This window comes from Acinetobacter sp. BHS4 (assembly GCF_018454425.1).
Taxonomy (GTDB): domain Bacteria; phylum Pseudomonadota; class Gammaproteobacteria; order Pseudomonadales; family Moraxellaceae; genus Acinetobacter; species Acinetobacter pittii.
Genome location: NZ_CP075323.1, coordinates 1704309 through 1729822 on the forward strand (window position 1 = coordinate 1704309; position 25514 = coordinate 1729822).

23 protein-coding genes are annotated in these 25514 nt (G+C 39.6%); 15 read left to right on the forward strand and 8 right to left on the reverse strand.

The genetic code is table 11. From position 1 onward, the window contains the following. The first annotated feature begins 30 nt into the window (after positions 1-30). The 5 genes from KIP84_RS08110 (at position 31) to KIP84_RS08130 (ending at position 7508) form a co-directional block, all read left to right on the forward strand. Positions 31-987: a p-hydroxyphenylacetate 3-hydroxylase reductase component gene (locus KIP84_RS08110; protein WP_213689690.1), complete on the forward strand. Its 957-nt coding sequence runs from the start codon at positions 31-33 to the stop codon at positions 985-987. A gap of 197 nt (positions 988-1184) precedes the next feature. Next, entirely contained in the window at positions 1185-2099 is a 915-nt protein-coding gene (gene feaR / locus KIP84_RS08115; protein WP_005305971.1) for a transcriptional regulator FeaR, read from the forward strand. A 209-nt stretch (positions 2100-2308) separates the two neighbouring features. Then, on the forward strand, positions 2309-4624 hold the full coding sequence (gene tynA, locus KIP84_RS08120; protein WP_213689691.1) for a primary-amine oxidase: 2316 nt from the start codon (positions 2309-2311) through the stop codon (positions 4622-4624). A 145-nt stretch (positions 4625-4769) separates the two neighbouring features. Beyond that, complete coding sequence (locus tag KIP84_RS08125; RefSeq protein ID WP_213689828.1) at positions 4770-5987, forward strand: hypothetical protein; 1218 nt, start codon at positions 4770-4772, stop codon at positions 5985-5987. A 33-nt stretch (positions 5988-6020) separates the two neighbouring features. Continuing rightward, the gene (locus KIP84_RS08130; protein ID WP_213689692.1) at positions 6021-7508 is read left to right on the forward strand and encodes an NAD-dependent phenylacetaldehyde dehydrogenase; all 1488 of its coding nucleotides are present in this window, start codon (positions 6021-6023) and stop codon (positions 7506-7508) included. Between the two features lie 57 nt (positions 7509-7565). Here KIP84_RS08130 and pcaD read toward each other — a convergent pair whose 3' ends face one another. The 7 genes from pcaD to KIP84_RS08165 form a co-directional block, all read right to left on the reverse strand. Then, positions 7566-8345 (reverse strand): 3-oxoadipate enol-lactonase, encoded by a 780-nt coding sequence (pcaD, locus tag KIP84_RS08135; RefSeq protein WP_213689693.1) that lies wholly within the window; start codon positions 8343-8345, stop codon positions 7566-7568. A 10-nt stretch (positions 8346-8355) separates the two neighbouring features. Next, positions 8356-9570, reverse strand: a complete 1215-nt coding sequence (gene pcaF, locus KIP84_RS08140) for a 3-oxoadipyl-CoA thiolase (RefSeq protein WP_202744034.1) — start codon at positions 9568-9570, stop codon at positions 8356-8358. A 495-nt stretch (positions 9571-10065) separates the two neighbouring features. Further along, entirely contained in the window at positions 10066-10719 is a 654-nt protein-coding gene (locus KIP84_RS08145) for a 3-oxoacid CoA-transferase subunit B (protein ID WP_068562972.1), read from the reverse strand. An 18-nt stretch (positions 10720-10737) separates the two neighbouring features. Continuing rightward, positions 10738-11409 carry a 3-oxoacid CoA-transferase subunit A gene (locus tag KIP84_RS08150; protein ID WP_068562973.1) on the reverse strand — a complete coding sequence of 224 codons (672 nt, stop codon included), beginning with the start codon at positions 11407-11409 and terminating at the stop codon, positions 10738-10740. Between the two features lie 134 nt (positions 11410-11543). Beyond that, positions 11544-12464, reverse strand: coding sequence for a catechol 1,2-dioxygenase (catA, locus tag KIP84_RS08155; protein WP_002113693.1), 921 nt, complete (start codon positions 12462-12464; stop codon positions 11544-11546). A 160-nt stretch (positions 12465-12624) separates the two neighbouring features. Next, entirely contained in the window at positions 12625-12915 is a 291-nt protein-coding gene (catC, locus tag KIP84_RS08160; RefSeq protein ID WP_000897236.1) for a muconolactone Delta-isomerase, read from the reverse strand. Between the two features lie 23 nt (positions 12916-12938). Further along, positions 12939-14045: a muconate/chloromuconate family cycloisomerase gene (locus tag KIP84_RS08165; RefSeq protein WP_068562975.1), complete on the reverse strand. Its 1107-nt coding sequence runs from the start codon at positions 14043-14045 to the stop codon at positions 12939-12941. Positions 14046-14145: 100 nt separating this feature from the next. On the opposite strand from KIP84_RS08165, the gene KIP84_RS08170 reads away from it, so the two are divergent. The 7 genes from KIP84_RS08170 (at position 14146) to KIP84_RS08200 (ending at position 21944) form a co-directional block, all read left to right on the forward strand. After that, the gene (locus tag KIP84_RS08170; RefSeq protein ID WP_017386078.1) at positions 14146-15060 is read left to right on the forward strand and encodes a LysR family transcriptional regulator; all 915 of its coding nucleotides are present in this window, start codon (positions 14146-14148) and stop codon (positions 15058-15060) included. Between the two features lie 80 nt (positions 15061-15140). Next, positions 15141-15935, forward strand: a complete 795-nt coding sequence (locus KIP84_RS08175; protein ID WP_213689694.1) for a TorF family putative porin — start codon at positions 15141-15143, stop codon at positions 15933-15935. 502 nt (positions 15936-16437) lie between these two features. Next, positions 16438-17235, forward strand: coding sequence for a fumarylacetoacetate hydrolase family protein (locus KIP84_RS08180; protein WP_060466466.1), 798 nt, complete (start codon positions 16438-16440; stop codon positions 17233-17235). Positions 17236-17246: 11 nt separating this feature from the next. Continuing rightward, a complete protein-coding gene (locus tag KIP84_RS08185) occupies positions 17247-18152 on the forward strand; it encodes an acetaldehyde dehydrogenase (acetylating) (RefSeq protein WP_063098927.1) in 906 nt (301 codons plus the stop codon). Positions 18153-18163: 11 nt separating this feature from the next. Beyond that, entirely contained in the window at positions 18164-19183 is a 1020-nt protein-coding gene (gene dmpG / locus KIP84_RS08190; RefSeq protein ID WP_063098926.1) for a 4-hydroxy-2-oxovalerate aldolase, read from the forward strand. Positions 19184-19598: 415 nt separating this feature from the next. Next, positions 19599-20909, forward strand: coding sequence for an OprD family outer membrane porin (locus KIP84_RS08195; RefSeq protein ID WP_068562977.1), 1311 nt, complete (start codon positions 19599-19601; stop codon positions 20907-20909). 174 nt (positions 20910-21083) lie between these two features. Then, positions 21084-21944: an alpha/beta fold hydrolase gene (locus tag KIP84_RS08200; RefSeq protein ID WP_068562978.1), complete on the forward strand. Its 861-nt coding sequence runs from the start codon at positions 21084-21086 to the stop codon at positions 21942-21944. Positions 21945-22061: 117 nt separating this feature from the next. Here KIP84_RS08200 and hcaR read toward each other — a convergent pair whose 3' ends face one another. Continuing rightward, on the reverse strand, positions 22062-22961 hold the full coding sequence (gene hcaR / locus KIP84_RS08205; protein WP_068562979.1) for a DNA-binding transcriptional regulator HcaR: 900 nt from the start codon (positions 22959-22961) through the stop codon (positions 22062-22064). A gap of 265 nt (positions 22962-23226) precedes the next feature. Between hcaR and hcaE the strand changes: the two genes are divergently transcribed. The 3 genes from hcaE to hcaC are packed head-to-tail and all read left to right on the forward strand — an operon-like array spanning position 23227 to position 25513. Then, a complete protein-coding gene (gene hcaE / locus KIP84_RS08210; RefSeq protein ID WP_068562980.1) occupies positions 23227-24630 on the forward strand; it encodes a 3-phenylpropionate/cinnamic acid dioxygenase subunit alpha in 1404 nt (467 codons plus the stop codon). Then, on the forward strand, positions 24627-25187 hold the full coding sequence (gene hcaF, locus KIP84_RS08215; protein ID WP_068562981.1) for a 3-phenylpropionate/cinnamic acid dioxygenase subunit beta: 561 nt from the start codon (positions 24627-24629) through the stop codon (positions 25185-25187). Before hcaE ends, hcaF begins: the two co-directional genes overlap by 4 nt. Beyond that, the gene (gene hcaC / locus KIP84_RS08220; RefSeq protein ID WP_068562982.1) at positions 25187-25513 is read left to right on the forward strand and encodes a 3-phenylpropionate/cinnamic acid dioxygenase ferredoxin subunit; all 327 of its coding nucleotides are present in this window, start codon (positions 25187-25189) and stop codon (positions 25511-25513) included. The genes hcaF and hcaC overlap by 1 nt, the downstream gene beginning before the upstream one ends. Position 25514: the final 1 nt, after the last annotated feature.

The window sequence follows — 25514 nt, forward strand, 5'->3', positions numbered from 1 at the left end:
TATGGATGTAAGAGAAGGTTTAGGAGAAAGATGATGAATGTATTACAACAAATAGATGAGTTTACGGTCGATCCATTACAGTTCCGACGAGCATTAGGAAATTTTGCAACAGGCGTTACCATTGTTACCGCACAAAATGCACAAGGTGAGAAAGTCGGTGTAACCGCAAATAGTTTTAACTCGGTGTCACTCGATCCACCGCTTATTTTGTGGAGCATTGATAAAAAATCGTCAAGTTTTTCAGTATTTGAAGAAGCAACACATTTTGCAGTCAATATTTTATCAGGCACGCAAATTGAGCTGTCTAATAAGTTTTCGAGACGCAATATTGATAAATTTGCAGACACCAATTTTCAACTTGGTGCAGGAAGCGCTCCCATTTTAGAAAATTGTTCTGTAGTGTTTGAGTGCGAACGTTATCAAGTGATTGAAGGTGGTGACCACTGGATTATTGTTGGCAAAGTGGTTCGTTTCCATGACCAAGGCCGAAGCCCGTTGGTCTACCATCAAGGCGCATATTCTTGTGTCATGCCGCATCCGAGCCTTCAAGTTAAACAAACTGAACAGAGCGGTGTAGACCAAACACATTATGGACATTTATATAATAATGTCTGCTACTTGATGAGTCGTGCTTTTAAAGCTTATCAGACTGACTATATTCCTAAGCAAATGGCTTCGGGTTTCCGTACCAGTGAATCACGGCTCTTGCTGGTTTTGGCAAGTGGTACTGCTTCAAGTAAAGAAGATTTACCACGAGATATTGCCATGCCAATGCAAGAGGTTGAGAGGTCGGCCGAAATTTTAAAATTTGAAGGATTGCTGGTTGATCACGATAATTTATACGCACTGACCGAGAAAGGTAAACAAACGGCGCAGTATTTGTTTGATATTGCCGATAGCCATCAAAATGAGGTGTTTAAAAAGTATTCTGATGAGCAAAAGGATATTTTTATTACCATGCTGAGAGATTTTGCAGGAGTAGCATAAGTCCCCTTAAGCTGATAAATTAAATTGATTTATCAGCTTCTTCACATCTAGCTGACTATCATCAAAACAATTCCAAGGATAAGGAATTTTTGGCACACAATTTGTTTATCAATAAAACAAGATTGCAAAAAGCCAAGACAGTGTACCACCACAAACGCAAAATCTTGAGCGGTGGCACGTGTATAGAGAGGTAAGGGATGAACCAATATGTAAGCGATGCATTACTCACATGGACGCACCATATTAAAAGTGTGTGCGGCAATTTTGAAACCGATTTTGACGGAACCCGTAATTTATTCATTGGTGAAGTTCAGTGCTTTTTATTGGGTGATACCGAAATAGCTTTTATCAAAAACAATGCAAATAAAATTGTCCGAAAAGCCGATGAAATCGATCGAGTGAATAATCGTTTTTGCTTTTTGATTTTGCAGTATTCGGGAAAAATGCTGCTCGAGTATAAAAATGAAACTTTAAGCCTAAATGAAGGCGATATTGTGTTGGTCGATCCAGTCGAAACCATTTCGATGTATCCGCAAGGTTTGGTAAGTCAGATTTCAGTGCACCTGTCGCGTGAAAAATTACTGAAAGAAAATATTAGTACTGAATATTTTGGAAAGCTCATTACGCAAAATATGAGTGGTTTTTTACTCAAGAATATTTTGAAAAATATGTCTGCTGAAAATATCAAACTTTGGTATGCAACCGAAGATGGCAATGCTTTTGAAGATGCGCTGATTGCCTTAATCAAACCCACAATTAATTATAAAAATATAAATAGCTCAAATAATCTAATGGAAAAAGCCGAGCGCTATATTATAGAAAACTTAGCAAAACCCGATTTAACACCTAAATTAATTGCAGAGCACATTGGGGTGTCGCTACGTCATCTCTACCGTTTATTTCTTCAAGAAAAATTATCGATTAACAAATATATACAGCTCAAACGCCTAGAAAAAGTCAAAGCAGATTTGCTTGATAAAAGAAATAAACAAAGCTCAATTACCCAAATTGCCTTGAAGTGGGGTTTTTGGGATGGGGCGCATTTCTCAAAGATCTTTAAAAAGACTTATGGTATTTCTCCTAAAGAATTTAGAGAGGGTATCTCGGTTTAAAACTTTCATCTCTCAATGTCATTTTTAGACAAGTTCGACGTCATTCTTGAACAAGCTAGCCCTATGTAACTGTGTTGAAATTAAATTCATTAGAGCAGGCTAGATAAGCTTAATAAGCATAAAACTATTAAGTTAATCTAATTAATTTCACTCACAGGAAAGTGCATTTTAACTGTCTGATTCAGATAGTTCAGGGATAGATGAAAAGGATGAAACCAATGCGTAAACAACGATTATTGAATGATATACAAAAAATACTGGCACTTAACTTATCAATCGCTGCAAGCTTTTGGGGACTCAATACTCAAGCGTTTGCTCATGGTGGAAAGGCCGAAATGGTCTCACTTTATCAAAATATGAGTGAGCAAGGTGCTAAAGTTGTCAAAGACGATTTTACTAATACTTATATGATCACCAAAGGCTCTATGGTGGTTCGGGCCAAACCCAATTCAGATCAGGTTTTGATAAATGGCAAACCTTTTAAACTCAGTGTCCCTTTATTAGTCAAAGATGGTAAACCAGTTATTGGAAAAGATTTTTTTAATGAAGTTTTCCAGTCTGGGTTAGATCAAACCTTTAAAATTGAAAATACGTTTCATCCACTCAATAGCTTAAATTCCGATGAAATTAAAAAGACATTTGATGTGATTAACCGCTCGAAATATGCCTATAAAAATATGCGTTTTGCCGAGTTAAAGCTTAAAGAGCCTGAAAAAGCAAAAGTTTGGGATTACTTTATTAATCACAAAGAATTTAAAGAAGATCGTATTGCCTCATTTATTTTGTTAAAGGGGAGTCAAGCGATTGAAGGTGAAGTTAATCTTAACACTCAACAAGTCACAAAATGGAATGTACTTAAAGACACTCATGGAATGGTGTTGCTCGATAATTTTGAAGCTGTACAACGTGTAATTGAAACGAGTAAAGAATATCAGGAAGCTTTACGGAAACGCGGTATTACCGATGTGAAGAAAGTGATTGCTACACCGCTAACTGTTGGATATTTTGGCGGTAAAGATGGTCTGGATAAACAACTCAATATATTAAAAGTCGTCGCTTACCTCGATGTAGGCGATGGTAATTATTGGGCGCATCCAATTGAAAATTTAGTTGCTGTAGTCGATTTAGATAAAGAAAAAATTATCAAGATTGAAGAAGGTGCGATCATTCCTGTGCCAATGGCAAATCGACCTTATATGTCGAATAAGCCCGTAGCAAGTAAGCTAAAACCACTCAATATTACTGAACCTGAGGGCAAAAACTTTAGCATTACAGGTCAAACCATACATTGGGGCAACTGGTGTTTGCATGTAGCGTTAGATTCTCGTGTTGGCTTACAGCTTTCAACGGTGACCTATAAAGATAAAGGTGTAAAGCGTAAAGTCATGTATGAAGGTAACTTGGGTGGAATGGTGGTTCCATATGGTGACCCTGATATCGGTTGGTACTTCAAATCTTATTTAGACTCTGGCGAATATGGTATGGGAACACTTACCTCATCTATTCTTCCGGGAACAGATGCACCCGACAACGCTGTTTTACTTGATGCCGTGATTGCAGACTATAAAGGCCAGCCACAAGTGATTCCAAATGCCATTGCTGTGTTTGAACGTTATGCAGGACCTGAATATAAACATCACGAAATTTTTGGCAATCAGGATGCCAGTGAAGCACGCCGTGAACTTGTCGTGCGCTGGATTAGTACAGTTGGAAACTACGATTACATGTTTGACTGGGTATTTTCCCAAAATGGTGTAATTGGAATTAATGCGGGTGCAACGGGTATTGAAGCTGTTAAAGGTGTTAAAGCACGCACCATGCATGACAGTACTGCCAAAGAAGACACCAAATATGGAACTTTAATTGACCATAATATTGTGGGTACAACGCATCAGCACATCTATAACTTCCGCTTAGACATGGATGTAGATGGGGAAAACAACAGCTTTATGCATATGGACCCAGTGGTGAAAGCCAATGACAAAGGCGGTGTTCGTACAAGCTCAATGCAAATTGATAGTAAAGTCATTACGAATGAGCAAAATGCGGCTGAAAAATTTGACCCATCTACGATTCGCTTACTCACGAATTTCAACAAGGAAAATAAATTAGGTAATCCAGTTTCTTACCAATTAATTCCATTTGCAGGTGGAACACACCCTGTGGCAAAAGGAGCCAATTTTTCTAAAGATGAATGGTTATTTAAACGTTTGAACTTTATGGATAAGCAAATTTGGGTGACTCAATACAATCCAGATGAACGCTATCCTGAAGGGAAATATTCAAACCGTTCGACTCATGACACAGGGTTAGGACAATTCATTGGCAACAATGAAAATATTGAAAATAAAGACCTCGTGGTTTGGATGACAACAGGTACAACCCATGTGGCACGTGCTGAAGAGTGGCCAATCATGCCAACAGAATGGGTGAATACACTCATCAAACCTTGGAACTTCTTTGACAACACCCCGACTTTAAACTTGGGTGAAGAAGAGCAAAACACACAGCACGACCATCACTAAAAATGTGAATAAGCCAGAATGGGTAACTAGTTAGTTACCCATAGCTGAGCATGGGTAAGTCGTTCGCAAAAAAAGGAATTTCTCAATGAAAAATTTATTTTCTCAGGTTATGAGAGGGACTCTCTTTGTCTCATTTTTTTCAACTGTGCATGCTGGTGAGCTTGAAATTAAACCGACTTTTGAAGCAACTTTTGGGGCTTTTAGTAGCGGTAAAAGCTATAACGGCGAAAACCTAGATGATGAAAGAATCAATTGGCAAGAAGGCCACCTTAAATATGGTGCTAAAGGACAATATACCTTTAAAAACAATCAGCTCTATGCAAGCTTAAGTGGCATTAGCTCGGCAACATTTGGTGATGGTGACGCAGGCCAAAATAGTAATGGTAAAGAACGTAAAACGGATGTGAATGAATGGATCATTGGTTTTAAAGATGGCACAAATAAAGATGAGTTGACGACTTATGACTTAAGTATCGGTCGACAAAATATCATGATTGGTGATGGGTTTTTCATTGCAGGTGATGCGTTAAACCTCGGTAAAACACCTGCGGATGGCACATTAGATCGGGGCGGGGCATATTATTTAGCAGCTCGTCGAAGCTTTGATTTTACAAGTTTGCTTCAATACAAACCGCAAGAGAATACAACCCTAAAGTTGGCTTATTTAAAATCAAATAACAAAGCACAATTTTCACCTGAACTGTTTGTGACTGATCTGATGTATCAGCTTAAAGATAAGGGCGTTGGGTTCACTTACTTAAATGTATTAGACCTTGAAGATGCTGAACACGTTTCAGGACGCGAAGATCTAAAAAATTATGCTTTACGTTTGAATTATCAACCTTTGCCAGAGCTGCAAGTTAAAACTGAGTTTGTGGTTCAAGATAAAAAAGATGGCCACGAAAATGCTGGCTACTTAGCGCTGAACTATAACTTCTTATCTTCAAAATATACACCCTCATTAGGCTACCGTTTTAGCCATTTTTCAGACCAATACGACCCTATGTTTTATGGAAATACAGTCGGCTTTGGCACATGGTTTCAGGGCGAAGTCGCCGGAAACTATGCAGGCCCATTCAATAAAAATGCAGATATTCATCAAGTCTCTTACATGATGAACTTGAAAGAAAATTTTATGTTGGGTGCTTTGGCCTATAAGTTCAAAACAGTAAATAAGTCTTTAACTAATGTAGACGGACATGAGCTGGATGTTTTTTCGGTCTGGTCGGTTAATAAAAAATTCAATGTTATTCCTTTAGTGGGACTCTATAAACCAAAACACGATATCTATAGTGGCGGTACTCAAAACTACGATGACAAAACCAATGTCTATATGCAGTTAATTTTGCAATACATCTATTAATAAATCCTTTTAAATGAATTGAGAGAAATAAAAATGAGTGAAGTTCAGATTTTACAAAGCGTGCAACAATTTATGGCACGTCAACATGGACATTTTATTGATGGAAAGTTAGTTGCTGCCGAGCTTTTAGATAAAGTGGATATTGTGAATCCATCGACTGAACAAGTTGTTGCTCAAATTAGTATTGGTAGTCAACAAGATGTCGAAAATGCGGTGAAAAGTGCTGAACATGCTTTTCAAAATGCTTGGGCTGAAACTACGCCGTATGAACGTGGTGTTAAACTGAACAAGCTAGCCGATTTAATCGAGCAATATGGTGAAGAACTTGCACAGCTCGAATCGTTGTCTACTGGAAAACTTATTAATATTTCCCGTCATCTTGAAGTCGCACAATCCGTTATTTTCTTAAGGTATTTTGCAGGGTGGGCAACCAAAATTAATGGTCAAACCATGCAACCGTCTATTCCTTCTATGCAAGGTGAAAAATATACAGCCTTTACTTTAAGACAACCAGTGGGGGTAGTTGCAGGTATTGTGCCTTGGAATTTTTCACTCATGATTGGTGTATGGAAAATCGGTTCAGCTTTAACAACTGGCTGTACCATTGTGCTTAAACCAAGTGAGTTTGCCAGCTTATCTTTATTGCGTTTAGCCGAACTTGCCATCGAGGCAGGTATTCCGGCAGGTGTGATTAATGTGGTTACGGGTAAGGGCGATACAGGACAATATTTAATTGAGTCGCCGCTCGTTAAGAAAGTCTCGTTTACAGGTTCAGTACCAACAGGCATTGCGATTGGTAAACTTGCAATGAGCAGTGATTTAACCCGTGTAAGTCTGGAGCTGGGTGGTAAAAATGCCATAGCTGTTTTGGCCGATGCAAATATTGATGAGATTTTACCGACTTTGTTGCAAGCAACTTTTGTACATCAAGGTCAAGTTTGCGCATCCCCAGAGCGTTTTTTTGTACACCGTGCAAAATATGATGAACTGGTCGAGAAACTCTCGAAAGCACTTTCTAGTTTCAAAATTGGATCGGCTATGGATGAGGGAAATATGTTTGGTCCACTCTCTAATCAGCCACATTTTAATAAAGTGAAACATTATTTAGATATGGCTAAAGCCAACAACCAGATTATTGCCGGTGGTGAGGCTCTAGATCAGACAGGATATTTTGTACAGCCGACTTTAATTTCCTTCAAAAATACGGACGATCCTTTATTTTCAGAAGAAACCTTTGGTCCGATAGTCGGTGTAATGCCGTTCGACACTGATGAAGAACTTATTCAACTTATGAATCAGTCTCGTTTTGGTTTAACCGCAAGTATTTGGACAAATGACTTATCTAAAGCTTTCCGTTTAATTCCTAAAATTGAAGCAGGAACCTTGTGGGTCAATATGCATACGTTCTTAGATCCATCAGTTCCATTTGGTGGCGTTAAAGCTTCAGGAATTGGCAGAGAGTTTTCAGATGCATTTATTGAAGATTACACCGAATTAAAATCGGTGATGATTCGATATTAAGTTTCTACGAGATATAAAAAAATGGCCTTTATAGGCCATTTTTTTTGAATCATTAAATTAACCTAATAAAAAATCTTTTAAGATTTTATTAAAAGCTTCTGGTTGCTCTACATTGGAAATATGAGAGGCATCTATTTCTGCAAGTTTTGATTGTGGAATGCGTTGCTGCATAAACTCACCATCTGCAACAGTCGTTACAGGATCTTGAGTTCCAGCAATCACCAATACAGAAATTTTAATGTCTTTTAACTGTTCACGGACATCCGCTTTAGCCAAAGCCTCACAACAATTGGCATAACCCATTGCGCTGCCAGCACTTAAGTCGTTACATAGGTTGTTGACGATTGAAGCATGACTTTGGATAAAGGGATCTGTAAACCATCGCGAAGCTGCTTTAGCTGCGATCGGTTGTAAACCTTGTTCACGTACTAATTTTGCACGGTCAAGCCATGCCTGTTCTTGTCCAATTTTAGCGGCAGTATTTGCAACAACTACATGACTAAAACGATCAGGGTAATGAATCGCTAGCCATTGACCGGTTAAACCACCCATAGAAATACCACAAAAAGCAGCTTTGCTAATATTCAGATGATCCAGTAAGCGGACAACATCTTCACCTAATTGTTCTACAGTGTATGGACCGTCAGGTGTAGAGGATGAACCGTGACCACGTGTGTCATAGCAAATCACAAAAAATTGATCTTTTAACTCATTAAACTGTTTTTGCCACATACCATAATTGGTGCCCAAAGAGTTGGAAAACACCAGAGCAGGGGAAGACGGTTCACCAAAAGTTTGATAGTTAATTTGTGCATCGGCAGATTGAAAAGATGGCATTTGTTTCTCCTTAAAGTGCTTCAACACGTTCAATAATCAATGCGATGCCTTGACCCACACCAATACACATTGAACACAAGGCATAATGACCACCTGTCTGTTCAAGCTGGTTTAGGGCTGTGGTCACAAGACGTGCACCTGATGCACCAAGTGGATGGCCCAAAGCAATGGCACCACCATTTGGATTCACCTTGTGAGAATCATCTGGCAAACCTAAATCACGGGTCACAGCCAAAGCTTGTGCAGCAAAAGCTTCGTTCAGCTCAATTACATCCATCTGATCTAAAGTCAGATTGGCTTGTTTAAGTAATTTTTTAATGGCTGGTGCTGGAGCAAAGCCCATAATGCGTGGTTCTACACCTACTGCTGTTGAAGCAATAATCTTGGCACGCGGTTTTAGGTTATAAGCCTGAACTGCTTCGTCAGATGCAATCAGTAGAGCTGCTGCGCCATCGTTGATGCCTGAAGCATTCCCCGCAGTCACAGAACCCTCTGCTTTAACCACAGGTTTAAGTTTGCTTAAAGCTTCAAGCGTGGTTGATGCACGTGGATGTTCATCGGTATCAATCACAACAGCATCACCCTTACGCTGAGGGATTTCAACTGCCACGATTTCTTTAGAAAAAAAGCCTTTGGCTTGCGCGCTTGCGGTGCGTTGTTGGCTCACCAAGGCAAACTGGTCCTGATCTGCACGATTAACGTTAAACTGTTCAGCGACGTTTTCGGCAGTCTGGGGCATGGTGTCTACACCATACAATTCTTTAAGTTTTGGGTTAATGAAACGCCAACCCATGGTGGTGTCTTCAATCTTCTGGCTACGGCCAAAAGCACTGTCAGACTTACCCATCACATAGGGTGCACGGCTCATGCTTTCCACACCACCTGCAATCACCAAGTTTGCTTCACCTGCTTTAATGGCACGGGCAGCAATAGCAATCGCATCAAGTGAAGAACCACACAAACGGTTAATGGTGGTTGCTGGCACCTGATACGGCAAACCTGCAAGCAGTGCTGACATACGGCCAACATTACGGTTGTCTTCACCGGCTTGGTTGGCACAGCCATAGATCACATCATCGACCTGTTCCCAATCTACATCTGGGTTACGCTGCATGAGCGCTTTAATCGGCACAGCACCAAGGTCATCGGCACGGACGGGTGCAAGGCCACCGGCATAACGGCCGAATGGAGTACGGATGGCATCGATGATATAAGCGTTTTTCATTCTTACATTTCCATTTTGAAATCTGTTGCTGTCATTGCCACATTGTTAGACTTTTCCAGATTTTGCTGGCGATCATCATGGTTACTAAGTTAAAAGTAGTCATGACAGAGTCTTATCGTGTTGAGTCAAATGCCAGTAGCTAATTCTTGTCACTTTTTTAAAAAAGTAACCAAAAACCTTTGTTGAACAGAGGAAGCTTCCATGCCTCCCTGTCCAACGGGCGACATCCATGTCGCCTGTCACAATAGCGAATTACGGTAAAATCCAAATTAATAAGCAAGAACCGTATTCAAAGAGTTCCATTCAGTGTTTCGCGGTGGCGACATGGATGTCGCCTCGTTGCTCAGCACAACAGGGATGTTGTGTCTGAGTAACAAAGGATTTTTGTTACTTTTTATCCTTAAAAAGTAAGGTGTTGCCTATACAAAGGGCTTTCGAAGACCACTATCATTTACAGGCAATGACGGTAGTAGCATTGGTTATGCTGTGTAAACCTTAACCTTGAGTCGCATCAATCAAAGTCGCACCGGTTAAAGCCTGTAACTCATCAAAGCTAAGACCTTCAACTTTCTCAATCACCTTTAAACCATCTTTAGTCACATCAATCACACAAAGATCCGTGTAAATACGGTCAACACAGTGCTTACCCGTCACCGGATAAGTCAGCTCAGCGACAATCTTTGGCTCACCTTGTTTGGTCACATGGTCTGTGGTGATAAATACTTTCTTGGCACCAACCGCCAAATCCATCGCACCACCTACGGCAGGAATCGCATCGGGAGCACCCGTGTGCCAGTTTGCCAAGTCGCCATTCGCTGCCACCTGAAACGCGCCAAGCACTGCAATATCAAGGTGACCACCACGCATCATCGCAAAAGAATCACCATGATGGAAAAAGCTGCCGCCTTCAAGCATGGTCACAAACTCTTTACCCGCATTAATCAGTTCAGGGTCTTCTTCACCTGCTGCCGGTGGCGGGCCAAATGCCAACAGGCCATTTTCAGAATGAAGAAAAATATCTTTATCGTCAGGCAAGTAGCTGGCAATCTTGGTTGGTAAACCAATGCCCAAGTTCACATAGGCACCATCTGGAATATCTTGTGCCACACGTTGTGCAATCTGGTCACGGCTGAGTTTCTGGTAGCTCATGTTATTTCTCCTTATTGCTTACTGTGCTGGCGCTACTTGCACAACGTGCTGTACAAAGATACCTGGGGTGATGATGTGCTCTGGGTCTAATCCACCAAGTTCAACCACTTCAGAGACCTGAGCAATGGTGACATCAGCAGCCATCGCCATAATCGGGCCAAAGTTACGTGCAGATTTACGGTAAACCAGATTGCCCCAGCGGTCGCCCTTGTAAGCTTTAATCAAGGCAAAGTCAGCCTTGATCGGATACTCAAGTACGTAATCTTTCCCATCAATCTCACGGGTCTCTTTACCTTCGGCCAAAAGTGTTCCAAAGCCTGTTGGAGTAAATACAGCACCTAGGCCCATACCAGCTGCCTGAATACGACATGCCAGATTACCTTGTGGTACGACTTCAAGCTCAACCTTTCCGGCACGGTAAAGTTCATCAAACACATAAGAGTCTGACTGACGTGGGAAAGAACAAATCACTTTTTTAACCGAACCAGCTTTAAGCAGTTTAGCCAGACCGTAATCACCATTACCGGCATTATTGCTGACAATTGTTAAATCTTTAATACCCACTTCAATTAGTCCGTCAATGAGTTCAGCGGGTTGTCCTGCGGTACCAAAACCACCAATCAGGATGGTCGCGCCATCTTTAATCTGCGATAGAACCTCGCTTAGTGAGGACTTACTTTTGTCAATCATGTGAGAAACCTTAGAGCATGAGGTAACGTGATGTATTACTACCGCTAAAAATTTATTTAAATTCTTAATGGTAGTAATAAATGGAATAAATTTTGTGAGTCAAAAGCGAACTTTTAACTCACATATATTTTCAATTAAGCACTAGCGCGACGACGTTCAACTTCAGTTGAAGGAGCAGCAGCGGCATCTTTAACAAGTTCAATGTTAAATGTGATGTGTTTGAAAGCGTGATCTAAACCACGGCGTTGAATTTCAGCTGGGTCAGTTACATCAACTGCTGTTGCAACTAAGCCATCACGGGTTGCGAAAGCAAAGTCATCCCATAAGTACTCATCACCCTCAATGTTGAATTGAGTAGTCAGCTTGCGGTAACCCGGTGCAGAAACGAAGTAATGAACGTGAGATGGACGGTTACCATGACGGCCTAATTTGTTAAGAAGGGCCTGAGTTGTACCTTCTGGCGGGCAACCATAACCTACAGGCATAGTGGTTAATGCAACATATTTACCATCAGCATCAGTCAAAATGGTACGACGTAAGTTGAAGTCAGATTGAGACTTATCAAAGAATGAATAGTTACCTAAACTGTTAGCATGCCATACTTCAACTTTAGCATTTTCAATGATATTGCCATCAGTATCAGTTACAGTACCTTCAATAATTAAGGTATCAATTTTGCCAGATTCTGTACCATCATCCATACGTGCAAAACCAACAGATTCAGGCGCGCCAGCTACATAAAGTGGGCCTTCGATGGTACGTGGTGTGCCACCCGTAACACCAGCTTTGGCATCAGCTTCATCTGCACGTAAATCAAGATAATGCTCTAAACCTAAGCCAGCTGCCAAAAGACCAAGTTCGTTTGCTTGACCAGCATCTGTGAAATATTCCAAACCTTTCCATACTTCTGATGGTTGGATGTCTAAATCTTCAATGGCTTGAAATAAATCCCCGAGAAGGCGCACTACAATTTGTTGAACACGTGCATCAACTTCGCCTTTTGCAGTGTCGACATTCATTTGTTTTACAAGCGCATCAATTTGTTGACGGTTCATACTAAAACTCCTTAAGTATGCAATACGGTTTTGGGTGGCAGCGCTGCGGGCATTTTGTCTTGCTAGCGAATAATTGCCGCCATGTTCCTTGTTACCTTCTGAATAATCTGCTTGGTTTTTAAATGGACTTCAGAGATCACATTTAAAAAATTTTTTTGGTTTACGAATCATCATCACGAACAGAAGAAGGGTGGCGATTAAGTGCCATCACTTCAATGTTCATATAAGGATAAAGTGGTAATCCTTGTAAAATGTTGTGCAACTCTTCATTGCTCTCGACATCAAAAATACTGATGTTTGAGTACTGGCCTGTAATTCGCCAGATGTGACGCCATTTACCTTGACGTTGTAAGTCTTGCGAATAGGCTTTTTCAACGGCCTTAATTTCATTTGCTTTGTCGGCTGGCATATCAAGTGGAATATGCACATCCATACGTACATGAAATAACATGGGAAACTCCTTATCCTGTTGCCTTAACGACGTAACTTCCCGACTTTATCTTCATCAATTTCAATGCCTAAGCCCGGAGCCGTTGGCAAGTGCAATTCAAAGTTTTCGTAACGCAGCGGTTCTTTCAAAATTTCTTCGGTAAGCAATAACGGACCAAATAATTCAGTACCAAACGCTAATGTTTCAAAGGTTGCAAATGCATGAGCAGAAGCAATGCTACCTACAGGGCCTTCAAGCATAGTGCCGCCATAAAGATCGATTCCTGCTAAACCTGCAATCTTGGCAACTTCACATGCCTCGATCAGACCACCTGATTGTTCAATTTTCACGGCAAATACATCTGCACCATGACTTTTTGCAATACGGTATGCGCTGTCAGGACCAGTTAAAGCTTCATCCGCCATGATTGCGACATCAAAACGCTGTGTTAAACGCGCAAGTGCTTCAGTATTTTGAATAGCACAAGGCTGTTCAATTAAATCAATCCCGCCATCTTGTAGCTGTTGAATACCTTGAATACATTCCAGCTCTGACCATGCACGATTTACGTCAACGCGTACACTAATATCTGCACCGAGTGCTTTTTTAATTGCAATTACATGATCAACATCGTGTTGCAAAGGGCGTGAACCAATTTTGAGTTTGAACGTGTTATGACGTTTTAACTCAATCATTTTTCGAGCTTCAGCAATATCTTTTTCTGTGTCACCAGACGCGAGCGTCCAAAGTACAGGTAAACTATTACGCAGACGGCCACCTAAAACTTCACTTAATGGCACGCCTAAACGTTTTGCCTGAATATCAAGTAGAGCAGTCTGAATGGCACATTTCGCGAAACGGTTACCATTAATATTCTTACGAATCAGTTTTAGTGTTTGAGCAACATTTAAATCTTTAACTGATGCGAGTAATGGTGCAAAGTAAGTATCAATATTGGCTTTGACACTTTCAGGACTTTCTTCACCATAGTTCAGTCCACCAATGGTGGTCGCTTCACCCCAACCTACAATACCATCCGTGGTCGTAATTTTAACGAGCACCAAAGTCTGAGTACGCATTGTAGTCACAGACAGCTGGTGAGGACGGATAGTTGGAATATCCACAAGTATGGTTTCTATGGTTCTATACATGAAGTTTCAACTATTTCAAACTTGTTTACATACCATAGAAGAATGTAATAGCCTAAAATAGATATAGAACGGTATTTTAAGATACTAAAAAGGTATATTAATGGAATTAAGACATCTACGTTATTTTGTTACCGTTGTTGAAGAACAAAGTCTGACTAAAGCCGCTGAGAAGCTTTTTATTGCTCAGCCACCACTCACGCGTCAAATCAAGAAACTAGAGGAAGAGTTAGGAATTGATCTATTTGTGAAAGGCTCACGTCCCTTAAAAGTGACAGAAGCTGGGCTGTTTTTTTACCAACATGCAGTACAAATTCTAACGCATACGGCTCAAGCAGCTTCTATGGCTAAAAAAATGAAGCTGGTCGAGAATGTTGTTAAAGTTGGCTATGTGAGTTCGCTTCTTTACGGGCGATTACCGCAGGTCATTTATCTATTTAGACAAAAAAATCCTGACATTCATGTCGAGCTTATTGAATGTGGTACACGGGATCAGGTCGAAGCCTTAAAGTTAGGAAAAATTGATTTAGGTTTTGGCCGATTGCCGATTAGTGATCCTGCCATTAAGCGACTTCTACTTCGTAAAGAAAAATTAAAACTCGCTATCCATAAAAAACATCCTTTAAGTGAGTTCCAAGAATCAGGAATTTATTTATCTCAAATTATCAATGAAACAATTTTTTCTTATCCCACAACACCTAAACCGAATTTTTCGACCACTATTCAAGCTTTGTTTACCAAATTAGGTCTTGTTCCCGCCAAACTAACTGAAGTCCGAGAAATTCATATGGCACTTGGCTTAGTGGCATCTGGGGAGGGTATTTGTATTATTCCGGAAAGCGCCTGTGATATTGGAATGAAGAATCTAACTTATTTAAATATTTTAGACTTAGAAGCCTATAGTCCCATTTCTCTATCGATGCGCAATATGGACCAAAGTTCATATATTCCTAAAATCTTAGATTGTATTGAAGAGATCTATAGCGAAGAAGAAGTGTCCAGAAATTTGAATTTATAACTTTTTAATACGTTTTAAATTGAATTATCATGTTATTTTAAAACTTTAAACCTATACGTAATATTTAAAAGGATTATTAGATGAGAAAAATTTTAGGGATAGCTTCTCTTATTATGTCTACTGGTGTTGTACATGCTGAACAATTAAATGAACAAGAACAAATTTCTCCATACAGTGCTAATGTAACCTTCGCAAGTCAATATATTTCACGTGGTTTTCAACAAACTTGGGGCAAGCCTGCTTTACAAATTGGTCTAGATTATGCAAATCCGAATGGATTATTTGTGGGGACTTGGGCTTCAAATGTAAGTTCTAACTATCTTCGTGATGCTTCAGTTGAGTGGGATTTTTACACAGGTTATATAAAAACTTTTGATAAGTTTTCGGCTGGAATGACGGTTTTTTATTACTACTATCCGGGAGCTAAAAGTACGCCTGAAACGGGAAGTACCAGTTATAACTATGGCGAAATTGTGCCTCAAATTGGTTATGGGCCTTTGACTCTTAAATATTATATTACCTATACCCCAGATTATGCAGGCTATAACTCAGATACGACGGAGGGACCTGAGGGTAAACGTTCACGAGGAACAACTTATTTAGATTTAACTTTTACTCAGCCTATTAATGAGTCTTGGACTTTTGGTGCTCACTATGGCTATGAAAGAATTAAAAATTTCTCGAAAGCTAACTTTCAAGATATGAAAGTCGAGCTGATTAAAGATTTAGGTGAGGGTTGGACTACAGGACTAGCCTATACCAAAGCTTGGGATAAAGATGGGTTTTATAAAAAGTATAGTAATGGTGAACCAGACGCGCCAATTTCAAATCCGATTGATTCGACATTTACAGTGTCTGTAAAAAAGGTGTTCTAAGTTAAGTTTATTAATATTGTCTGATTAACTACGCTTGAAAGATATTAGTAAATCCAAACTTTTAAACGTAGTTAAGATGGACTTTTTATTTATATTTTAAAATGAATTGCAGTAGGTAAATTAAGGACTACTTAAGCATCTTCAACAATAACTAAACGTGAGACTATCTAGTGTAATATATAAAATCTGAAAATTAGTATTTTTCTAACCTCTAAAAAAATATATTGATTAATAAAATTATTATAGTTACTTAGCATTAAATTTTTAAACAGCATTTTGGGGTTGATTATAAATAAAAACTATTATATGAAACAAAATAAGTATTGGCATTTAATTAGGGATTTTCCCATTCTTAAGCTGTGTTTTATATGTACGTTCCCGTAGGTAGCTGTCTCGGAAAATACAAGGGATTTGTTGTTTCTAACTTTGCCTGAACTTCGTATTCCGTTCTATACCTTTCGTACGCAGTAAACATTCAATTTTGCAGTTTAAGGAAATATTGATGTCAAATTCTGCTGTTGTCGATTCAGTTGCTTTGGCTTTAAGGCAGGCTGAACTATCACAAACTGCGATTGTTCCAATACGTGCTGAACTCGGTGGTGAACAGGCAAGTGTGGATATCGCTTATGCAGTACAGGAAATCAATACTGTACGTGCACTCTCGGAAGGGCGCCGTTTAGTAGGTCGTAAAATTGGATTGACTTCAAAAGCCGTACAAGCTCAGCTTGGGGTGGATCAGCCTGATTTTGGAATGCTATTTGCCGATATGGCATACGGTGATGGTGATGTAATTCCAATAAGTAAATTAATTCAGCCAAAAGTTGAAGCTGAAATTGCGCTTGTACTCAAACATGATTTAACCCAAACCAGACATACATATGCAGACATTATTAGTGCTACAGACTATGCCTTGCCTGCTATTGAAGTCGTCGATAGCCGTATTGAGAACTGGAAAATCTCATTAATTGACACTGTTGCTGACAACGCTTCTAGTGCGGCTTTTGTTTTAGGTTCGCGTCCAGTACAGCTTGATCAACTTGATTTAGTGAACTGCAAAATGGTCATGACTCGTAGTAGTGAAATTGTCTCAGAGGGCGTGGGTAAAGCTTGTTTGGCCAACCCGTTGAATGCAGCTATTTGGTTGGCCGATGAAATGGTACGTCGCGGGCGCCCGTTACAGGCTGGAGATATTGTTTTAACAGGGGCATTGGGTCCAATGGTTGTAGCTCATGCCGGAGATGAGTTCGTAGTAAAAATTGAAGGCTTCGACTCAGTTACCGCATGCTTTGCTACTGAATAAAGGATAGGGAAATGAATAAGATCAAATGTGCCTTAATCGGTCCGGGAAATATTGGAACAGATTTGTTGTATAAATTACAGCGTAGTGAAGTGCTAGAACCTGTATGGATGATAGGGATTGATCCTACTTCTGAAGGCTTGGCCCGTGCTGCAAAAATGGGTTTAAAGACTACATCGGATGGAGTTGATGGTTTATTACCTCATGTACTTGAAGATGATATCAAAATTGCTTTTGATGCGACTTCTGCTTATGTACATGCAGAGAATAGCCGTAAGCTTAATGAGCTTGGCGTGTTAATGATTGATTTAACGCCTGCGGCAATTGGTCCATTTTGTGTGCCGCCAGTGAACTTAGAAGCTCTGCTAGACGCAGGTGAAGTCCCTAACGTCAATATGGTGACTTGCGGTGGGCAAGCAACTATTCCAATGGTCGCAGCGATTTCAAGAGTACAGACAGTTAACTATGCTGAAATCATTGCGACTGTATCAACAAAATCGGTTGGCCCAGGTACGCGTAAAAATATTGATGAATTTACTCGTACTACGGCTGGTGCAATTGAAAAGGTTGGTGGTGCCAAACAAGGTAAAGCCATCATTATTATTAACCCAGCTGAACCACCATTAATGATGCGTGACACAGTACATTGTTTAGTTGAAGGAGAGCCTGACCAAGTTGCAATTACGGAATCAGTCAATGCCATGATCAAAGAAGTCCAAAAATATGTTCCGGGCTACAAACTGGTGAATGGCCCTGTATTTGATGGTAATCGTGTTTCTATATTTCTTGAAGTAGAAGGCCTAGGCGATTATTTACCGAAATATGCAGGTAATCTTGACATTATGACTGCGGCAGCTGCACGTACTGCAGAAATGTTTGCAGAACGTGTTTTATCTAATCAAAAAGCTGAAGTTGTTTAAGGAGAAACCGTATGTCTAAGATTATTGTGCATGATATGACTTTACGTGATGGTATGCATCCTCAACGCCATCAAACTACAGTTGAGCAAATGATTGCCATTTCAAGTGCGTTAGATGAGGCGGGAGTACCTTTAATTGAAGTAACTCATGGTGATGGCTTAGGGGGTAGTTCCGTTAATTACGGTTTCGCTGCTGCAACAGATGAAGAGTATTTATCTGCCGTCGTGCCACGCATGAAAAATGCCAAAGTGTCAGCGTTGTTATTGCCTGGCATTGGAACAGTTGATCATTTGAAAATGGCACATGAAATTGGTGTTTCAACCATTCGTGTTGCAACACACTGTACAGAAGCAGATGTATCTGAACAGCATATTACTGCTGCCCGTAAATTGGGAATGGATACAGTAGGCTTTTTAATGTTAGCTCATATGGCATCGCCACAACATTTGCTACAAGAAGCAAAAAAAATGGTGTCTTACGGTGCTAACTGTATTTATGTTACAGACTCAGCTGGGTACATGTTGCCACAAGATGTTACCGATCGGATTGGGTTACTCCGCCAAGAACTTGATAGCAATATTGAGTTAGGTTTCCATGGTCACCATAACTTGGGTATGGGCGTTGCCAATACTGTTGCTGCGGTTGAAGCTGGTGCAATTCGAGTCGACTTGGCGGCAGCTGGTCTAGGAGCAGGAGCAGGCAATACGCCGCTTGAATTATTTATTGCGGTTGCAAATCGTATGCAAATAGAAACAGGCGTAGACTTGTTTAAAGTACAGGATATTGCAGAAGATCTTGTGATACCAATGATGCTAAATCCAATTCGTGCCGATCGTGATGCAGCAACATTAGGTTATGCAGGTGTATATTCTTCTTTCTTGTTGTTTGCAAAACGTGCTGAAGCTAAATATGGTGTCTCTGCACGTGAAATTTTATTAGAGCTTGGTCGCCGTGGTACGGTTGGGGGACAGGAGGATATGATTGAAGATCTTGCCTTGACCATGTCAAAAGCGAAAGTAATGAGCGCATAAGTTTTTTACAAATGAAAAAGAGCACTCCACGAGAGTGCTTTTTTACATCTAATGATTTGATCTAGATGAAATAACTTGGATATAAGTGTTATTTTCTATAAATGGATGGACATCATTTTTGATTGGATGAGTTTCTATTTAAATAAAAAAACGATTAGAAAATTAAAAATAGCAAATTCAAATAAAGATATTTTAATAAAAAATAGATATATAACAAATATTTATTCTGGTTTTTAGGTAATGATTAATCGTTTTTAATGATCTGTTAAAAATCCTTATTACTGGAAAAGTAACATTTTTTAAAGCATTGAGTTTAAAAAGAAAAATATCTTAATACTCTAGTCGAATTTTTCATAAAAAAAGAGTTGAGCATGATAGTGCTTGTTTTCATGGATTGATTGAAAGGAAGTACGCAATGCGTCGTCAAACGTTATGGATCGCAATGGCTTGCGCAATAGCAACAATAGGAGCTACTGGCACATATGCTGGCTTTGTTGAAGATAGTCAGGTTCAGCTGAAATTTAAAAACTTCTATTTAGATCGCCAGTATGATGACACCCCTGCAAAAAACTGGGGTAGTTGGTCACAAGCTGCGACACTGGATGCAAAATCGGGCTATGCAGAGTTTGGAGCATTACAACTTGGTGTTGATGTGTTGGCACAGTATGCTGTGCGTCTGGATGGTCGTGACCATAATGCCGATTGGGTTCTGCCGTACAGTGGAATTTCTGGTACAGGCACAGGAAAACAAGAGCGCCAGTTTGGTAAAATAGGAGCAACTCTTAAAGCGAAAATCAGCCAAACTGAATTACGAATTGGTGAAATTTTATCTGTAACACCAGTAATTCATTTTGATCCATCACGTCAATTATTGACCACTTATAATGGCGTATGGCTAGAGTCAAAAGATATTAAAAACACCAAATTAACGTTAGGTTATTTGGATAGTATCAATGCCCGTTATGAAAATCAGCCAATGGATTTTGGTCTATGGCCTAAAGCATTAAATAATGATGGTAAAACTGATGGGATGTATGTTGCGGGCATAGATTACCAATTAAATAAAAACTGGTCTGCAAGTTACTTTTATGGCGATGTGACGAATATCTATCGTCAAAATTACTTGGGTGTGAACTATAAAAATAATTATGACAAGTTAAAAGTCGATTCACACATACGTTTTTTCGACAATGCAGAGTCGGGAGATGCCTTGTATGGTGATATTGATAATCAGGCATTGTCTGTAGGCTCAACCTTAACTTATGGCTCGCACAGCGTAGGTTTGTCTTATCAGCAAATGTTTGGCGACTATGGTAGTAATCCGAGTGCAGCAACAGGCGCTCCGTATTTTCCAACACTTGCAGGTTGGGTACCACAGCCTTATTTAGATAACTGGTCAGTTGCGAGTTTTATCCGTAAAGATGAGAAATCCGTTGGTATAACCTATAGCTACGATTTTAGTGAACTAGGCATTAAAGGATTGAAAACTACTGCCAAATATTGGCATGGCTGGGGTGTCGATTCAGCATATGAATCAAGTGCATTAACAGGCAAAGGCAAAGAAGATGAATTCAACTTTATTCTGAATTACGTATTGCCAGAAGGGAAGTTAAAAGGTTTGGGATTCCAGTGGATGTATATAGATGTCAATTTTGACAATATTGCTGGCCAAAAGAGTGATTTGCAAGAAAATCGTATTGCGACAACCTATAGCTATAGGTTTTAAAAATTTCTTTAAATAACATTGGTTTATTAATACTTATTTTATATCACCTCATCATAAACAACTATAAGTTTGGGCTTGCTGAACGGGTAATATAGGTGAGTAAAACATTTGAAATTTGGCGTATTAAATCGGCCTAATCTTGGGTTGGGCTGTACAGATTGTAAGAGGAATAACATGGGAACAGTACAAATCCCCGAATATAAAACAGATCCATTTTTTGGTTTGGAAGATAAATGGATTGAAACAGCAGCAGGCGAGCTTACTCATTATCATGAACTTGGAAAAGGTACTCCAATTTTATTTTTACATGGTTCTGGTACGGGTGTTTCAGCAGCAGCAAACTGGTGGTTGAACTTACCACAAATTGCTGAGCAAGGACGTTGTATCGCAATTGATTCGATTGGTTATGGACAAACTGTTGTTGCAGAAGGCACAGCTTACGGTATCCGTGCATGGGTAGATCATGCAGTCCGTGTATTAGATGCTTTAGGAATTGAAAAAACCTGGTTAGTAGGTAATTCTTTAGGAGGTTGGTTAGCATTCCAGTTTATATTGGATTACCCAGAGCGTGTACTGGGTATTGTATCAATGGGAACGGGTGGTGCTAAGCAGACGGCAGCACTTAAAGCACATGCTAATCCTGAATTGACAGAAGCTGGTATCCGTAAAACTTTAGAAATGTTTGTGGTCGATAAGTCTTTAATCACAGATGAATTGGTTAAAGTTCGTTTTGACTCAGCAAAAAATGACTACGCATCAGATCGATTGATGGATGTTGTTGGTGCACGAGACCGTGACCGCTTTGAATTCCCGCTTGATTTTGAAAAGATGAAAGAGATTCAAGTTCCTGTACTACTCATTCATGGTGTGCAAGATGTAGTTATTCCTGTATCTCGTACATGGGATATTTTGAATATTGTACCTTATGCTGATGCTCATATTTTTAGTCAATGTGGTCATTGGTCACAAGTTGAAAGAGCACAAGAATTTAACCAGATTATTAAACAATATTTAGCAGTACATGATGTGAAATAAAATATAAAAAAATACAGGAAGGATAAATTATTATTCTTCCTGTATTTAAATTAAAAATTTTGGTTTTTTGCTGAGCCCTGTCATTTTATCTTAGACTTTTGTATTAAATAAGATAAGTTAGATCTGGTTAATATTTAAGTAAAAAACTTTACTTAATAAATCCATGAATTCTTTAACTCCAGAAGATTCTGCGTCTTTGCGATAGCTTACAAATAAATCTAAAAAAGGTAGATCGACATCAACAGGTCTAGTGACAATATTATTTAAAGTGAGCGGCTCTATATAGCTAGGCAAGATTCCGCAACCTAATCCCATCCCTATTGAATTAATGTTAAATAAAATATTATGAGCAGTTTGCACAATATTAAATTTAATTTTATGAAGTTCAGCAAAATTAAGAATTGTATTATGTAAAATCGACGACTGTTCTGACGATGGGATAATAAAATCAATATTATTTAAAAGCTTCACTGGAATACGCTCGTACTGAGCAAGTGGGTGATCTCGAGGAAGCAATAGCATTAGAGGTTCACGTAATACAAACTGACTCTGAATTTCATCGTTATTTAAGTTATCTCTCATAAAGGCGATGTCAATTTCACCTTTCTTTAAGGCTTCCATTTGTTCAGTATTATTCATGCTCCGTAATTCAATTTTTAAGTTTGGATTTTGTATGCGTAAACTTGGAAGAACACACGGGAAAACTTTCATTTCTACTACTGGGACAAAACCAATGGTCAGTTGTTGTTTTTTTAATTTTGAAACTTGACGAGCCATAGCAATTGCTTTGTCCGCTTGAGCTAAAGTCAGACGGGCTTGTTCAAGAAATACACTACCTTCTTCAGTGAGTTCAACTTTACGTTTAGTGCGATGTAGTAATGTAACGCCAACCTCATCCTCAAGGTCTTTAATTTGTTGACTTAATGATGGTTGAGCTGTGTAGAGGCGAAGTGCAGCTTTACTAAAGTTGAGTTCTTCAGCCACCATTACAAAGTAGCGTAGATGACGTAATTCCATATCAGTTGTGATCCCAAAATCCTATTATTAACGTTGGATAGTTAATAAAATATGCTAAATGCTTGAAAACCATAAATCCGTTTATAAAACCACTGATCAGTATCAGTCGAACTTAATTTTAATATTTAAAATCTATAATGAATAATTCATAAAAAGTCTAATTTGAAACAAATAAAATATTTCACTTAAAACATTTAAAAAATCATTATCCATTCAAACTGAATTTTATGTTGTGCTTTTTTTGGCGGCAGCAGGAGTGCTTCTCATGAATGGAAAAATTGAAGTGTGTGAAATCGATGCTTTAGTCGACGCACAAAATGGACGTATCTCGCCATCTATTTACACAGACCCACAATTATACGAATTGGAGTTAGAACGTATTTTTGGACGTTGCTGGCTATTTCTTTGCCACGAAAGCCAAATTCCAAAATCAGGGGACTTTTTCAACACATATATGGGTGAAGATCCCATTATTGTTACTCGCCAAAAAGATGGTTCTATCAAGGCGTTATTAAATCAATGTCGTCATCGTTCTATGCGAGTCAGCTACGCTGATTGTGGTAATACACGTGCATTTACTTGTCCATATCATGGCTGGTCTTATGGGATTGATGGTGCGCTTAAAGATATTCCATTAGAAGGTGTTGCCTTCCCACATGGTGCTTGTAAAGAGAAATGGGGATTGCAAGAAGTTCCACGTGTTGCTAGCTACAAAGGTTTGGTTTTTGGATGCTGGGCTGATGACACACCTGAATTACTCGACTATATGGGTGATATTGCTTGGTATCTCGATGCAATGATTGACCGCCGTGAAGGGGGTTCAGAAGTTATTGGTGGCATTCATAAATGGGAGATTAACTGTAACTGGAAATTTGCAGCAGAACAGTTTGCTTCTGATCAATACCACGCGCCGTACTCGCATGCCTCAGCAGTACAAGTTCTAGGTGGTAAACCAAATGATGATGCATCTAAAGCATTAGGTAGCGCACAAACTGCACGACCAGTTTGGGAAACAGCAGAAAGCTGTGTGCAATATGGACAACGCGGTCATGGTTCCGGTTTCTTCCTGACTGAAAAACCAGATGCCAATTTCTGGGTAGATGGCCAAGTAGCAGATTACTTCCGTGAAACCTATGAAGAAACCAAAGAGCGTTTGGGCGACACACGTGCTTTACGCTTGGCTGGACATAACACCATGTTCCCAACTTTGTCTTGGTTGAATGGTATGACGACGATGCGTATTTGGCATCCACGTGGACCAGATAAAACCGAAGTTTGGGCTTTTTGTATTACAGATAAAGCAGCACCACAGCACATCAAAGAAGCGATGGAGTTGAATGCTTGTCGAGCATTTGGCCCAGCTGGTTTTGCTGAAGCAGATGATGGTGAAAACTGGATTGAGATCCAGAAAGTGTTACGTGGTTATAAAGCGCGTAAAAGCAAGCTCATTATGGAAATGGGTCTTGGCAACGAAAAATACCGTGAGGATGGTATTCCGGGTATTACCAATCATGTTTTCTCTGAAACAGCAGCGCGTGGCATGTATCGCCACTGGGCAAACCTATTGATGCATGAAAAATGGGAAGATGTGCAACGTGCAGATGAGGCTTATGAACAAGAACTTTTGAAAAAAGCAGTTAAAAAAGACAAGAAGGAGCTTGTGAAATGAACCAGATCGTTGACTCATTGAAGCCACAGCCAGTGTGGCGTTCTATCGGATTAGAACTGCATCACGACATTAGTCAGTTTTTATATGCAGAAGCACAATTGTTAGATGATTGGAAGTTTCGAGATTGGTTGGATATTTTAAGCGAAGATGTTTTATATACGCTCAAAACAACGACAAATGCGCAAACTCGCGATCGTCGTAAATGTATTGCACCACCGTCCACATGGATTTATCACGATGACAAATTTGTGTTAGAGCGCCGTGTAGCAAAATTAGAAACAGGGATGTCGTGGTCCGAAGAACCTCCATCACGTACTCGTCATTTGATTACTAATATTCGGGTCGAAGCAACTGCGCAAGCAAATGAATATCAAGTTTTTAGTAATTATTTGCTTTATCGCTCGCAGAAAGAAAAAGATGTGTTGATTTATGTGGGTAAACGGGTTGATCTGATTCAAAAAGACGATAGCAGTAGCTTAGGCTGGAAAATTGCTAAACGCGATATCACCCTCGATCAAGCAACTTTGACTTCCCACAATATTACGGTGTTTTTCTAATGAGTAAGATTTTCGTTTGTCAGATTGATGAGTTAGATGAAGGCGAAGCCCTAAAAGTTGATTGTAATGTCGGGGATATTGCAGCAGTTGCAGTGTTTAACTTTAACGGTGAGTTTTTTGCCATGAATGATAAATGCAGTCATGGTAATGCCTCCATGTCTGAAGGCTACTTAGAAGATGATGGTACGGTTGAATGCCCACTCCATGCATCACGCTTTTGTTTAAAAACAGGTGTACCACAATGTGTACCAGCGACCGATCCAATTCAGACATTTCCAGTGGTAATTGAAGACGGCGCACTTTATGTTGAAATGATGGGAGCGTAAT

Excerpts from the sequence above, each read along its gene's own strand:
- KIP84_RS08110 (WP_213689690.1), top strand. The coding sequence starts at position 31 with ATGATGAATGTATTACAACAAATAGATGAGTTTACGGTCGATCCATTA.
- feaR (WP_005305971.1), top strand. The coding sequence starts at position 1,185 with ATGAACCAATATGTAAGCGATGCATTACTCACATGGACGCACCATATT.
- tynA (WP_213689691.1), top strand. The coding sequence starts at position 2,309 with ATGAAACCAATGCGTAAACAACGATTATTGAATGATATACAAAAAATA.
- KIP84_RS08130 (WP_213689692.1), top strand. The coding sequence starts at position 6,021 with ATGAGTGAAGTTCAGATTTTACAAAGCGTGCAACAATTTATGGCACGT.
- pcaD (WP_213689693.1), bottom strand. The coding sequence starts at position 8,345 with ATGCCATCTTTTCAATCTGCCGATGCACAAATTAACTATCAAACTTTT.
- pcaF (WP_202744034.1), bottom strand. The coding sequence starts at position 9,570 with ATGAAAAACGCTTATATCATCGATGCCATCCGTACTCCATTCGGCCGT.
- KIP84_RS08145 (WP_068562972.1), bottom strand. The coding sequence starts at position 10,719 with ATGAGCTACCAGAAACTCAGCCGTGACCAGATTGCACAACGTGTGGCA.
- KIP84_RS08150 (WP_068562973.1), bottom strand. The coding sequence starts at position 11,409 with ATGATTGACAAAAGTAAGTCCTCACTAAGCGAGGTTCTATCGCAGATT.
- catA (WP_002113693.1), bottom strand. The coding sequence starts at position 12,464 with ATGAACCGTCAACAAATTGATGCGCTTGTAAAACAAATGAATGTCGAC.
- catC (WP_000897236.1), bottom strand. The coding sequence starts at position 12,915 with ATGTTATTTCATGTACGTATGGATGTGCATATTCCACTTGATATGCCA.
- KIP84_RS08165 (WP_068562975.1), bottom strand. The coding sequence starts at position 14,045 with ATGTATAGAACCATAGAAACCATACTTGTGGATATTCCAACTATCCGT.
- KIP84_RS08170 (WP_017386078.1), top strand. The coding sequence starts at position 14,146 with ATGGAATTAAGACATCTACGTTATTTTGTTACCGTTGTTGAAGAACAA.
- KIP84_RS08175 (WP_213689694.1), top strand. The coding sequence starts at position 15,141 with ATGAGAAAAATTTTAGGGATAGCTTCTCTTATTATGTCTACTGGTGTT.
- KIP84_RS08180 (WP_060466466.1), top strand. The coding sequence starts at position 16,438 with ATGTCAAATTCTGCTGTTGTCGATTCAGTTGCTTTGGCTTTAAGGCAG.
- KIP84_RS08185 (WP_063098927.1), top strand. The coding sequence starts at position 17,247 with ATGAATAAGATCAAATGTGCCTTAATCGGTCCGGGAAATATTGGAACA.
- dmpG (WP_063098926.1), top strand. The coding sequence starts at position 18,164 with ATGTCTAAGATTATTGTGCATGATATGACTTTACGTGATGGTATGCAT.
- KIP84_RS08195 (WP_068562977.1), top strand. The coding sequence starts at position 19,599 with ATGCGTCGTCAAACGTTATGGATCGCAATGGCTTGCGCAATAGCAACA.
- KIP84_RS08200 (WP_068562978.1), top strand. The coding sequence starts at position 21,084 with ATGGGAACAGTACAAATCCCCGAATATAAAACAGATCCATTTTTTGGT.
- hcaR (WP_068562979.1), bottom strand. The coding sequence starts at position 22,961 with ATGGAATTACGTCATCTACGCTACTTTGTAATGGTGGCTGAAGAACTC.
- hcaE (WP_068562980.1), top strand. The coding sequence starts at position 23,227 with ATGAATGGAAAAATTGAAGTGTGTGAAATCGATGCTTTAGTCGACGCA.
- hcaF (WP_068562981.1), top strand. The coding sequence starts at position 24,627 with ATGAACCAGATCGTTGACTCATTGAAGCCACAGCCAGTGTGGCGTTCT.
- hcaC (WP_068562982.1), top strand. The coding sequence starts at position 25,187 with ATGAGTAAGATTTTCGTTTGTCAGATTGATGAGTTAGATGAAGGCGAA.